Raw genomic sequence first — 12,143 nt, 5'->3', positions numbered from 1 at the left:
ACTAAAATCGCACACTTTCACAGCAATCTAATAAAGGAAAAAATAATGAAAAAGATCGCAGCACTGTTGTTAATTACCCTCATTGGCACATTCTCCGTCTCAGCTATTGCCTGCCCCAAAGGGCAGCATCCTCATGGCGGAACCGGCGCTCATCATAAAGGGGGCCATTGTTCTTTCTAAGCATTTAACCCGCTATTATGGCGGGTTGACCCTTTTCTCTCACCCTCCTGCTTTATGTTGTACAACCCCCAAAATTAATTAACAAATCTTATGTTTATTCAGGCATGAGCCTGATGCGGCAATCTTTCCGCCTTCTACCGCTTAATGATGCTTAAGTTCACTTGTAAGTCCCTTTGACAAGGGGGAAGCGATGACCTGGCTACGTCATAACTTGCTACGGCGGCCCTTGTTTATCAGTTACATTGTGACTTGTTGCCACTGGTTATCGTTGTTCATTTGAGAGGTTGTCGCCTTACAAAACATACAATTAAGAAAGAAAAGATGGCGGCGAAAAGCAGTGGTGATGCGGATAGCACAAAGTGATCTATGGGATAACTAGAATTAAGAGTTTTTACCTATCGTAAATTCTGCCGATATTTATACTGCGTCTCAGGTAACAAAAAGTGAGTAAGTCGTAGTTAATTTTACAGCATGATGCCAGCACCCTATTTTCTTATGAAAAAGCGGTCATACGCCGCTTATTCCACCATAAGATGGCATCAACAGGAGAAGACCATGAGAGTAAATAAGGCATTGGCAGTTACGGTACTTGCGATAGTCATGGCAGGAAGCCTGACCGGTTGTTCCAATATGTCTAAACGCGATCGCAATACGGCCATCGGCGCAGGCGTGGGTGCTGTGGGCGGTGCCGTTCTGACCGGCGGCAGTACGCTCGGTACGCTGGGTGGCGCGGCGCTTGGCGGCGTCATCGGCCACGAAGTCAAAAGATAATTCTTCTGGGCAGGTTTCCGTCACCGGACCTGCCCAGCACTATTTAGCCCGCGCTTATCCCCCCGCCAGCTTCACTTTCATTCCTTTTGCTTCCAGCAGCTGTTTCAGCACGTCACGCTTATCGCCCTGTATTTCGATCACGCCGTCTTTCAGCGAGCCTCCGCAACCGCACTTTTTCTTCAATTCTGCCGCCAGTTTTTGCAATGCGTCATCATCAAGGTCAATACCCGTAATTACGCACACGCCCTTACCTTTACGACCACTGGTCTGACGCTGTATACGTATGACGCCATCGCCTTTTGGACGTTCGGCGGGCACCGTTTTTTCCGCAATGCGTCCGCTCTCCGTCGAATAAACCAGTGGGTTATCGTCACGAAAACTCATATTCACTCTCCTAACGTCGCCAGAATATCTTTCAGCGTTTGCGCCGGGTTGGCCGACTGGGTGATCGGACGACCAATCACCATATAGTCTACTCCGGCCTGCTTCGCCTGTTCTGGGGTCATAATTCTGCGCTGGTCGCCTGCCGCACTACCGACCGGGCGAATCCCCGGCGTGACCAGCTGAAATGCGGCGCCGCAGCGCTGTTTGAGGCGTTCGGCTTCGTGCGCCGAACAGACGACGCCATCCAGCCCGCATTGCTGTGTCAGCACCGCCAGCCGTTCGGCCTGCTCGGCCGGAGACAGCGTGATCCCCAATCCGCGCAGATCGTCCTCGTCCATACTGGTCAATACCGTGACGGCAACCAGCAAAGGTGCGTCAGCGCCGTACGGCAGTAATGCTTCTTTAGCCGCTTGCATCATGCGCGCGCCGCCGCTGGCATGCACATTGACCATCCATACCCCCAGTTCCGCCGCCGCGGCTACCGCACGCGCCGTCGTATTGGGAATGTCGTGGAATTTTAAATCGAGAAAAATATCGAAGCCGCGCTGTTGCAGCGCTTTGACCAGAGATGGCCCGAATAGCGTAAACATCTCTTTGCCGACTTTTAACCGGCAGCTTTGAGGATCGATGCGATCAACAAACTCATAGGCATCGCGCTGAGAAGCGTAATCAAGGGCAACCAGAATCGGCGAGGAGTGGGAATTCTGTTTCTGCGTTACGTTTTGGCCTGTCACTGGCGTTACCCCCGAGGTGTCGATATGTATTCAGCATCGCGAGGAGAAAACGCCGCACAGCACATCAACGCACGGCGAAAGCCTCTCCCCTCGACAAGAGACTGAGCGTTAATTTCCCGCCGCATTCTACATGTCCGAACACTCAAATCCCAGCGGCTGCTGAACCACAATGCATTCAGGGCTGATATTCGGCGCCGTGAGGGGATGAAATCAGGATGTTGTAACTATATAAGGGTTTAACCCAACAAGATATTGCGACAAGAAGGTTATTGACCGTCCAGCCCGCGAATGGGTTTGATGGTGGCCCAGGATCGGCAGGACGGACAATGCCAGTACAGCGATTGGGAGGCGAATCCGCACTTGTGACAGCGATAGCGCGGTTTAGTCTGAATTTGCTCACCCACCATGTCGCGCAGCACCATCAGGCTGTCCTTAGCTCGCCCTTCTTCCGCTTCGCTCAAGTGGAAATCCATCAGCCGGTGGAAAACCCGCATGGTTGGATGCCGCTGCAACTGCCGGTTGATATAGACCTGAGCCACTTCAGGCCCTTCTTCATTTTCCAGAATATCCGCCAGCATCAGGTCGGCAGTCGCACCGGTATTTTCCTCAACGCAGCGTTTCAGAAACATCGCCCATTCCAGTGGCTGATCCAGATGCTGATAACACTCCTGAAGCATCGGCAGCGTTTCCGTCACGATGTCTTTATCTTGATCCAGCACCTGTCGTAAGGCCGTCACCGCTTTGGCATACTGCTGCTGCGCCATGTAAATACGTCCCATCATGATGGACGTTCGCGCGCAAAGCTTGTCTGACGCCGCCGCTTTCTTCAGCAAAGACAATGCTTTTTCGAGATCGTCGCTGCCCATCGCCTGCAACGCCAGCTCACAGTAAAAATGTGCAATCTCGCTGCGCAAATGTTCTTTTCCGAGCTTGACCAGCTTTTCGGCCGTCTCAATCGCATTTTGCCAGTCACTGGTCGACTGATGGATCTGTAATAACTGCTGGAGCGCCGTCAGACGAAAATCTTCCTCGTCCACCAGCTGATTAAAAATCTCTTCAGCACGGTCATACAGCCCAGCCGTCATATAGTCACGGCCCAGCTGTTGCACGGCGAGCAGGCGTTGTTCGAAACTGAGAGAGGCGCTTTCGGTCAACGCCTGGTGGATACGGATAGCCCGGTCCACCTCGCCGCGGGAGCGAAACAGATTACCGAGCGTCAGATGTGCTTCGAAGGTGTTGCTGTCGTCCTTGAGCATATCAAGGAATAGTTCAACGGCCTTATCCTGCTGGTTGGATAGCAGGAAGTTCACGCCCGTCACGTACTCGCGCGACAGGCGGTTCGCCTCATCCTGTTTGTCCTGCTGTACACTCCTGCGGCCCATGTACCAACCGTATGCGGCAGCAACGGGCAACAACAGAAACAGCAGTTCAAGCATAAAAAATCATTCCTTAGTGGGTCACTGGCTCGGGAGAGACCGTTTTGCTCTCATCCGAGTCGGGCAGTTGCTGCTCAAGACGTTTGATTTTACGTTGTTCACGGCCTAGCGCAATGCGTAAACGCAGATAAAACAGTCCGCAAATGACCCATCCCAGCACAAACCCAGCGGCAAACAACGTCGCTAACAGCGTTGACAGACGGTATTGCCCCTGCGCGATAAGGTAACTAAAGGTAACGACCTGATCGTTATGTGCTCCCAGCGTGATAGCCACAATGAAGATCGCCAACACGAGTAAAAAAATCAGCAAATATTTCACGTCTTTTTCCTGTGATATCGCTTGAAATAAATGAATTATGCCAAAAATGGCATCGGACCCCATTTAAGTTAGCACTTCCGCCCCGACGTGGGAAACTCACGAGAAAAACAGCGGTGGGAGTGCCACGGGAAAGCCCCTCTTCGATTGACCTGAGGGGTTCCGATTATGCCATAGTAAACTTAAATGTCGCCCTTATGTGACAACGTCACAGATTGCTGAGATTGCTCAGCATCAACCTCGGCTGCGGTCAGAGGACCACACCAGCGTGAGGCCAGCCAGGTCGCGACCAAAACCAGCAACCAGCTGATCGCCGTCGCCATCATTAGGTCCTGAGGCCAGTGCATCCCCAACGCCAAACGACTTCCCATGACGGCCGTAGCCCAGATCATGACGATCGCGACGGTGATATAGTGACGACGCGCCCACAGCAGGCCGACCGCCAACAACGCCCAGGAGGCTGCAAACATCGTATGTCCTGACGGGAAAGCAAACCCGGTCTCCGCCTGCCAGTGGTGACGTAACCATTTCGGTAGCTGTTGATCGTCTTGAAGCTGGTTTTTTATCAAAGAAGACCGTTCGGATCGCGGCAAAGAGTAGAAATGACGCTCATCGACCTGATGACTTTGTTCAAGCCACTCCACAAAGGGTCTGGGTTCCTGAACCCAACCTTTGATCGCCGACTTCACCCCTTGCCCGATGCAGATGGTCACAATAAGAATCGCGAACACGCCCAGCGCTGGTTTCAGGCTGAAACGCAGACACCACAAAAACCAAAGCGACAGTACAACGCTCGTCACCACGCCCCACGGCGAGGTCACCGTTTCCGTGATCCAGAACAGCACACGTAGCCACCCTCCGGTGAGGTGTGGATGCCATTGCCAACCGCTCAGCCAGACCACAAGGGGCATTATTAGCAGCAACAGCGCGCCAATGGTGACTCTTTTAGTGATTCCGTACATCAATTCTCCCTATAATTCAGAGGGATATAAAACCAATGAAATTTTTCCGATATTACCAGAAAAGAAGGCATAGGCGTTTAGTATGACGTAAAATACCTTTCGGTTACGTCAACGGCTAAGTGAGTAAGTGTAGGCTTTGTTTTGCCTCTGATAAGTCCCACCAGCCTAAAAAACCGCCATTCATCCGGTCTTTTGTTAGCCTGCTATAGAGGTTTTGAGCAAAAGTAGTAGGATGCACTCTGTCTTTTTTATGTTGGAGATTAACATGCAGCTAAAACGGGTCGCCGAAGCCAAATTACCCACGCCGTGGGGCGATTTCCTGATGGTAGGCTTTGAAGAAACCGCGACCGGGCATGACCACCTTGCGTTGGTGTATGGCGATATCTCCGGCTCCGAGCCTGTGCTGGCCCGCGTTCATTCTGAATGCCTGACGGGCGACGCGCTGTTTAGCCTGCGCTGCGACTGTGGTTTTCAACTCGAAGCCGCGCTGAATCAGATTGCCGAAGCTGGCCGCGGGGTACTGCTCTATCATCGTCAGGAAGGCCGCAACATCGGTCTGCTGAACAAAATCCGCGCCTACGCCTTGCAGGACAAAGGCGCAGATACCGTTGAAGCGAATCATCAGTTAGGTTTCGCCGCGGATGAACGCGACTTCACACCCTGTGCGGATATGTTCAAGCTGTTGGGGGTCGCGCAGGTTCGGTTGCTCACCAACAACCCGCAGAAGGTAAAAACTTTGACCGAAGCGGGCATCAACATCGTCGAACGCGTGCCGCTGGTTGTGGGGCAAAATCCGAAAAACGAACGTTACATGGCGACCAAAGCCGCCAAGATGGGCCACCTGCTGGAAGGCAAATAGCGCCCTAAGGGCGTCAGGGCAAGTCCCTGACGCCCTCTTCTCAGTGTTTAGTAATATAAAAATCCCGTGTGTAGAAATTCCCCATCAGATCGGTTTTGAAACCTCCGACGTAAGGTTTGACCAGTTGACTACGCACGTAGTAGTACATCGGAATCAGCGGCATTTGCTGCTGCAAAATCGCTTCCGCCTGATGGTAATAAGCGTTGCGCTGCTCCAGGCTACCTGCTGTTATCGCCTTATCTTGTAGTGCGTCGAAGGCGGGATCGCTGAATTTACCCTGATTGTTGCTGTCATTGGTGCGCATGGTATTGAAGTAAGTTGACGGCTCATTGTAGTCAGCGACCCATGACGATCTGACCACCTGAAAACGGCCGTCACGCATCGTATCCAGCATCGTTTTCCACTCCTGATTGGCCAGCGTCGCCTCTACGCCCAAAGACTGTTTCCACATCGCACTGGCGGCGATCGCCAGTTTCTGATGCGCTTCTGACGTGTTGTAGAGCAGTTCAAAACGCAAAGGATGGTCTTTGCCGAAACCGGCCTCCTGCAGCAGTTTTTTGGCCTCCGCAATACGCTGCTGCTGAGTCCAGTTAGCCCAGACGGGCTGATGGCTGGTATAGCCCGCCATTCCGCTGGGGATATAGTTATAGGCGGGTTTTTCCCCCATCCCCATCACCTTCTCCGCGATCACATTTTTATCCAGCGCCAGATCGAGCGCTCGCCGCACACGCGCGTCATTAAACGGCGGTTTCTGGGTATTTAATTTATAGAAATAGGTCGAGAGGAACGGAGACACTCTGACCTGCCCCGGCAGCGACTGCTGTAGAAACTTAAACAGCTGGGGCGGCAGCGTATTCGTGATGTCGATCTCGCCAGACTTATAGCGATTGGTTTCCGCGGTCGGCGATGGGATCGGCAGATAGGTGACCTTGTCTATCACCGTGTGCGGATTGTCCCAGTAGCGAGTATTGCGCTTTCCCACCAGCCGTTCATTGACCACCCATTCGCTGAGCGTATACGGCCCGCTGCTGACAAAGTGCCCCGGCTGCGTCCAGCTGTCGCCATACTTTTCGACCACCGCTTTCGGCAACGGAGATAACACATAATGCGAAGCCATCGACAAAAAGTAAGACAGCGGCTGGTCGAGCGTGATCTGCACCGTTTGCGGATCCAGCGCCTTGATGCCCAGCGTCTCAGGGCCTTTTTCGCCTCGCGTAATCGCCTTGGCATTCAGCAGATGCATGCTTTGAATAAACGATTGGTACGGCGATAGCGTTTTCGGATCGCTGAGGCGTTGCCAGCTGAACACCACATCGTCGGCCGTGATCGGACTGCCGTCCGACCACATCAGGCCGGGCCGCAAATGAAACGTCCACACCTGATAGTCCTTGTTTTCCCAACGCTCGGCTAACCCCCGCTGAAGCTGCCGTCATCGTTCGCCCAGATCAGATTATCGAAGAAGTCATGAATGATATTGGCCTCAACGTCGCTTTCCGCGCGATTCGGGTCCAACGTCGCGGGTTCCGATCCATTACCGCGCACCAGCTCCTGTTTATCCGCTAAGACGGTGCCAGCCGGCACGATCGCCGCTTCTACCGCTGATGTCACCATGCTCAATGCGCTCAGCATCACCGCCAGCCTGATATGTTCCTTTGCCATTGTGTTTCCCTCTTACACGATGTGATGGTAAAAACCTGCGGCCTCAGTGATACGCGATTTTCTCACCTCGAACAAGAGGACGTACGTATGGTCGACACAAAGTGACAATGTCACTTGTCGTTTAGCATATTGCGGATGACATAATGCAAAATTCCGCCGTGACGGTAGTAGGTCAGCTCGTTTCCGGTATCAATCCGGCAGTGGGTATTTACCGTTTGCGTTTCTCCCTCGTCGGATACGATCGTCACCGCCACCGTACTGCCGGGTTGCAAATCGGTCAGTCCAGCAATATCGATACGCTCTCCCCCGTTCAGTCCCAGCGTTTTGCGAGTGACGCCTACCGGAAATTCCAAAGGGAGAATCCCCATGCCAATCAGGTTGGAACGGTGAATACGCTCGAACGTTTCGGCAATGACGACGCGAACGCCCAGCAGGCACGGTCCTTTCGCGGCCCAGTCTCTGCTCGACCCCGAGCCGTACTCCTTGCCCGCGATCACGGCCAACGGCACCTGATCCTGCTGATAGCGCATCGCGGCATCGTAAATCGCCAGGACGTCCTGCGAGGGAATATGTCGCGTATAACCCCCTTCCTTGCCTGGGACCATTTCATTGCGAATACGAATGTTGGCGAACGTCCCGCGCATCATCACTTCATGATTTCCACGACGAGAGCCATAGGAGTTGAACGCGTCTGGCTCCACGCCATTCGCCTGCAAATAGCGGCCCGCCGGGCTGTCAGCTTTGATATTTCCCGCAGGAGAAATGTGGTCGGTCGTGACGGAGTCGCCCAAAATGGCAAGGATTCTGGCGTTGTGAATGTCTTTGACCGGCTCCGGCACGATCTGCATCGTATTGAAAAACGGCGTTTGACGGATGTAGGTCGAGTCCGCCGGCCAGCGATAAGTCGGTTCGTTGCCGACCGCGATCCCCTGCCACTCCGCCGTTCCCGAAAAGACTTCGGCGTACTCGCGACGAAACATATCGCTACTGACCATTTGCACCGCGTCAGCGACTTCTTTTGCAGAAGGCCAGATATCGCGCAGATAAACCGGCTGGCCCTGGTCATCCTCGCCCAGCGGATCGCGGCTCAGATCTACCGTCATATTGCCCGCCAGCGCGTAGGCCACCACTAGCGGCGGAGACGCCAGCCAGTTCGTTTTTACCAAGGGGTGAATGCGCCCCTCAAAGTTGCGGTTGCCGGACAGCACGGCGCCGACGGTCAAGTCACCTTGCCGAATCGCCGCTTCAACCGGCGCAGGCAGTGGCCCGGAGTTACCGATACAGGTAGTGCAGCCGTACCCCACCAGATTAAAGCCCAGACGGTCCAACGCCTCGGTGAGCCCGGCGCGAGCCAGATATTCCGTCACCACCCGAGAACCGGGCGCGAGTGAGGTTTTCACCCACGGACGAGTCCGCAGTCCGCGCGCCACGGCATTGCGTGCCAGCAAGCCCGCCGTCATCAACACATTCGGGTTAGAGGTATTAGTGCAAGAAGTGATGGCCGCGATGACGACAGCGCCTTCCCGCAGCGCATGCGTTTCACCAGCCAATTTGAACGTCGGCGCGACGCTCTGCGACGGCGGGTTGGTATTCAGATCCAGCTCCCGACTGGCCTGAAAAGCCGCAGGCACATCCGCCAATGCAACCCGGTCCTGAGGTCGTTTAGGACCGGCCAGACTGGTTTCCACCATGCCCATATCCAGCTCAAGCTGGCTGGAAAAACGAGGTTCATCCCCCGGATTGCGCCAGAGCCCCTGACGCTTGGAGTAGCTTTCCACCAGCGCAATCTGCTCTTCGCTGCGGTTGGTCAGGCGCAGGTAATCCAGGGTCACTTCATCGACGGGGAAAAAGCCGCAGGTCGCCCCATACTCTGGCGCCATGTTGCCCAGCGTCGCCCGATCGGCCAGCGGCAAATGGGCTAAACCATCACCGTAAAACTCCACGAATTTGCCGACCACGCCGTGTTTGCGCAGCATCTGGGTCACCGTCAGCACCAAATCGGTCGCGGTGATGCCTTCGCGCATTCGTCCCGTCAGCTTGAATCCGACAACGTCCGGGATCAGCATGGAGATGGGCTGACCCAGCATCGCCGCCTCAGCCTCAATGCCTCCGACGCCCCAGCCCAATACGCCCAAACCATTCACCATCGTCGTATGAGAATCAGTACCGACCAAGGTATCCGGATAGGCGATTCGCTGCTCCCCATCCTGTTCAAACCAGACGGTTTTCGCCAAATACTCCAGATTCACCTGATGACAGATGCCGGTGCCAGGCGGCACCACGCTGAAGTGGCGGAAGGCTTTCTGCCCCCATCGCAGAAACGCATAGCGCTCATGATTACGCATCATTTCGAGTCGCGTATTCTCCTCCAGCGCGTTTTGTTCGCCGAAGTGGTCTACCGTCACCGAATGGTCGATCACCAAATCGACCGGGGCTTGCGGATTAACCTTGTCGACATCGCCACCGAGCCGACGCACGGCATCCCGCATCGCCGCCAAATCAACCACGGCGGGTACGCCGGTGAAGTCCTGCATCAGCACACGTGCAGGTCGGTAGGCGATTTCTCGATCGCCGTGGGTGCTGACTTGCCACGCGACCAGCGCACGCAGATCGTCATCACCGACGCTATCGCCGTCGTAGAATCGCAGAACATTTTCGAATAACACTTTCAGGGACTTGGGCAAGGCGTCAATGTTGCCCCAACGATCGGCGGCCAACGCCAGACTAAAGAAATGATAGGTGTGCTGACCCGCGGTCAGCGTTTCCATGCAGGCAGTGCGATGTTGTGTTGACATGCTTCCTCCGGGCTAATGCGGACCTACCCTGCGAGGCGCCGTGATGGCAAACAGGACGTCCGCGCCAGCGGGCAGGAGTGCCATAACTGATGGCCGCCAGCAGACAATAACCGGCATCTGTTTGTGGTTTTATTTAAAGATAACACAAACAAAAAATAACGTTTCCATAACAACGGCCGTTATTATAACGATAGGCATGAGCTAAAAACACGGCGCTACCTGCGGTATCGCGTGAGAAATGTGAGAGAAAAATCGGTCGAAGAGCACGCAGATAAGTGCGGAGAAAGGCAGACGCGAATTAATTTTTACTGTAAATAATATGCGAGGCAACGCACATCACGCCTCAACGATTTCTCACCATAATGCAACAGCCTACAACAAGAACAACACACCGAACCGAATGGCAGTTTTTACGGAAGGAACGACGTATGAAACTCTATTACACCCCTGGCAGTTCCGCGCTGTTTCCTCACATCATCCTGTGCGAAACGCGCGCGCACTTCACGCTGGAACGGGTGGACCTGCACACCAAGAGAACGGAACAAGGCCGGGATTACCTGCATATCGCGCCTAAAGGTTTAGTCCCGGCACTGGAGCTGGACGACGGCAGCGTACTCACCGAAGCGGTCGCCATCGGGCTCTATCTGGCGGACAAAGCCCCGCAATGTAACCTCATCGCGCCTCCCGATACGATCCATCATTACCATGCCATCGAGTGGTTGAACTACATCGCAATGGAAGTGCACAAGGCGGTTTCGCCGCTGTTTCGCCCCGGCACCCCGGAATCGTATAAAGACCTGATGAGAAGCTACCTGAAGCAGCGGTTCAACTACCTGAACATGGTGCTGAGCGAGCATGACTACCTCATCGGCAATCGGTTTGGCGTCGCCGATGCCTATTTGTTCACTATCGCCCGCTGGACGCATAAGTTGAAGTTCGACTTGAGCGCATTCCCAGCGTTGAACCATTACATTGAGCGCGTCGGGAACCGGCCGTCGGTAGAAAAAGCGATGACGGCGGAAGGACTGGAGCTTATTACCTGAGTCAGCCGTTCTGGAGTCAAAAACGGGGAGCATTGCGTTCCCCGTTTTTGTTTTGCAGATAACGCCTTATCCGAGTCGGACGGCCTGGAAATGATGGCGAGGATGTGCGATCCCATCCTGTGCCGCCACCAGCTGTAGTTCGTACTGTTTCATTTCACTGGTCATCAGCATGACGTCGTATACGGCGGCCGTGGTGTGCTCCAGCGCTTTCTCCAGCGCAACGACTTTGAGCAAGTTCACCAACAGCAAACCGCTAGTCAAATCACCGACGCCCACGGGCTGTTTCTCGCCAAAATCCACCAGCGGGCGGCTGATATGCCAGGCTTCTGTCGCCGTCACCAGCAGCATTTCGAAGCTGTCCTGACGGTAGGCCGCGCGGCTCAAATGTTTCACCAACACCAGTTTCGGACCGCGCTGACACAGTTCTCGACACGCCGAGACCGCCTCATCAACGTTGTGCACCGTGCGTCCGCTCAGCAGTTCCAGTTCAGGCAGGTTGGGCGCAATGGCGTCACTGACCAATAACGACTGGTTACAGTGGAAGTCCGTCACGCCGGGGGCGACGATACAGCCTTTCTCAGGCGTCCCCATCACCGGGTCACAGAAATAGATCGCATTCGGGTTGGCCGCTTTGACCTGACGAACGATATCCAGGATGTGCGCGCCCTGCTCGGGAGAACCGATGTAACCGCTCAATACCGCGTCGCAGTCCTTCAGTCGGTCGATGTTGCTGATACCTTGTACAATTTCGGTCAGATGTTCAGCTGGCATGACGCAGCCGGTCCACTGTCCGTACTGGGTATGATTGGAAAACTGCACCGTGTTCAACGGCCAGACGTTGACGCCCATACGGCGCATCGGAAATTCGGCGGCGCTGTTGCCGGCATGGCCAAAGACGACGTGAGACTGGATCGACAGTATATTTTTCATGAACGATTGCTACCCTTGCCCCTGTATTGCGATTTTTCCCGTTATAAAAAAAATAAAGGGAGCATCGCGCTCCC

General features: G+C 54.5%; 11 protein-coding genes and 1 pseudogene. 4 read left to right on the top strand and 8 right to left on the bottom strand.

Features of this window, described 5'->3' with window-relative positions:
* Positions 1–45: 45 nt before the first annotated feature.
* Both CKQ53_RS18935 and osmB read left to right on the top strand, forming a co-directional pair.
* Positions 46–180, top strand: coding sequence for a hypothetical protein (locus CKQ53_RS18935; protein ID WP_254901537.1), 135 nt, complete (start codon positions 46–48; stop codon positions 178–180).
* Between the two features lie 555 nt (positions 181–735).
* Positions 736–951 carry an osmotically-inducible lipoprotein OsmB gene (gene osmB, locus CKQ53_RS12915; RefSeq protein ID WP_094118021.1) on the top strand — a complete coding sequence of 72 codons (216 nt, stop codon included), beginning with the start codon at positions 736–738 and terminating at the stop codon, positions 949–951.
* A gap of 54 nt (positions 952–1,005) precedes the next feature.
* On the opposite strand, the gene yciH is transcribed toward osmB, so the two are convergent.
* The 5 genes from yciH to pgpB form a co-directional block, all read right to left on the bottom strand.
* Positions 1,006–1,335: a stress response translation initiation inhibitor YciH gene (yciH, locus tag CKQ53_RS12910; protein WP_085653274.1), complete on the bottom strand. Its 330-nt coding sequence runs from the start codon at positions 1,333–1,335 to the stop codon at positions 1,006–1,008.
* Between the two features lie 2 nt (positions 1,336–1,337).
* Complete coding sequence (gene pyrF / locus CKQ53_RS12905; protein WP_094118020.1) at positions 1,338–2,069, bottom strand: orotidine-5'-phosphate decarboxylase; 732 nt, start codon at positions 2,067–2,069, stop codon at positions 1,338–1,340.
* A gap of 266 nt (positions 2,070–2,335) precedes the next feature.
* Positions 2,336–3,505 (bottom strand): lipopolysaccharide assembly protein LapB, encoded by a 1,170-nt coding sequence (gene lapB, locus CKQ53_RS12900; RefSeq protein WP_094118019.1) that lies wholly within the window; start codon positions 3,503–3,505, stop codon positions 2,336–2,338.
* Between the two features lie 13 nt (positions 3,506–3,518).
* Entirely contained in the window at positions 3,519–3,824 is a 306-nt protein-coding gene (locus CKQ53_RS12895; protein WP_026740275.1) for a LapA family protein, read from the bottom strand.
* A gap of 179 nt (positions 3,825–4,003) precedes the next feature.
* The gene (pgpB, locus tag CKQ53_RS12890) at positions 4,004–4,783 is read right to left on the bottom strand and encodes a phosphatidylglycerophosphatase B (protein ID WP_118895053.1); all 780 of its coding nucleotides are present in this window, start codon (positions 4,781–4,783) and stop codon (positions 4,004–4,006) included.
* Between the two features lie 265 nt (positions 4,784–5,048).
* Here pgpB and ribA point away from each other — a divergent pair, with 265 nt between their 5' ends.
* Positions 5,049–5,642 (top strand): GTP cyclohydrolase II, encoded by a 594-nt coding sequence (gene ribA / locus CKQ53_RS12885; RefSeq protein WP_085653299.1) that lies wholly within the window; start codon positions 5,049–5,051, stop codon positions 5,640–5,642.
* Positions 5,643–5,682: 40 nt separating this feature from the next.
* Here the strand turns inward: ribA and CKQ53_RS12880 are convergent.
* A pseudogene (locus tag CKQ53_RS12880) lies at positions 5,683–7,271 on the bottom strand (ABC transporter substrate-binding protein).
* Between the two features lie 140 nt (positions 7,272–7,411).
* Positions 7,412–10,069 carry an aconitate hydratase AcnA gene (gene acnA, locus CKQ53_RS12875; protein WP_420844241.1) on the bottom strand — a complete coding sequence of 886 codons (2,658 nt, stop codon included), beginning with the start codon at positions 10,067–10,069 and terminating at the stop codon, positions 7,412–7,414.
* A 455-nt stretch (positions 10,070–10,524) separates the two neighbouring features.
* Between acnA and gstA the strand changes: the two genes are divergently transcribed.
* Positions 10,525–11,139, top strand: coding sequence for a glutathione transferase GstA (gene gstA / locus CKQ53_RS12870; RefSeq protein ID WP_094118017.1), 615 nt, complete (start codon positions 10,525–10,527; stop codon positions 11,137–11,139).
* 66 nt (positions 11,140–11,205) lie between these two features.
* Here the strand turns inward: gstA and pdxY are convergent, their stop codons facing one another.
* Positions 11,206–12,069 carry a pyridoxal kinase PdxY gene (pdxY, locus tag CKQ53_RS12865; protein WP_094118016.1) on the bottom strand — a complete coding sequence of 288 codons (864 nt, stop codon included), beginning with the start codon at positions 12,067–12,069 and terminating at the stop codon, positions 11,206–11,208.
* Positions 12,070–12,143 lie beyond the last annotated feature (74 nt).

Origin of the sequence: Lonsdalea britannica (assembly GCF_003515985.1) — a bacterium.
Classification (GTDB): Bacteria; Pseudomonadota; Gammaproteobacteria; order Enterobacterales; family Enterobacteriaceae; genus Lonsdalea; species Lonsdalea britannica.
The sequence above is the reverse complement of the archived record's forward strand: the minus strand, read 5'-3'. Positions and strand labels throughout refer to the sequence as shown.

Excerpts from the sequence above, each read along its gene's own strand:
- ribA (WP_085653299.1), top strand. The coding sequence starts at position 5,049 with ATGCAGCTAAAACGGGTCGCCGAAGCCAAATTACCCACGCCGTGGGGC.
- yciH (WP_085653274.1), bottom strand. The coding sequence starts at position 1,335 with ATGAGTTTTCGTGACGATAACCCACTGGTTTATTCGACGGAGAGCGGA.
- pdxY (WP_094118016.1), bottom strand. The coding sequence starts at position 12,069 with ATGAAAAATATACTGTCGATCCAGTCTCACGTCGTCTTTGGCCATGCC.
- gstA (WP_094118017.1), top strand. The coding sequence starts at position 10,525 with ATGAAACTCTATTACACCCCTGGCAGTTCCGCGCTGTTTCCTCACATC.
- osmB (WP_094118021.1), top strand. The coding sequence starts at position 736 with ATGAGAGTAAATAAGGCATTGGCAGTTACGGTACTTGCGATAGTCATG.
- lapB (WP_094118019.1), bottom strand. The coding sequence starts at position 3,505 with ATGCTTGAACTGCTGTTTCTGTTGTTGCCCGTTGCTGCCGCATACGGT.
- CKQ53_RS18935 (WP_254901537.1), top strand. The coding sequence starts at position 46 with ATGAAAAAGATCGCAGCACTGTTGTTAATTACCCTCATTGGCACATTC.
- acnA (WP_420844241.1), bottom strand. The coding sequence starts at position 10,069 with ATGGAAACGCTGACCGCGGGTCAGCACACCTATCATTTCTTTAGTCTG.
- pgpB (WP_118895053.1), bottom strand. The coding sequence starts at position 4,783 with ATGTACGGAATCACTAAAAGAGTCACCATTGGCGCGCTGTTGCTGCTA.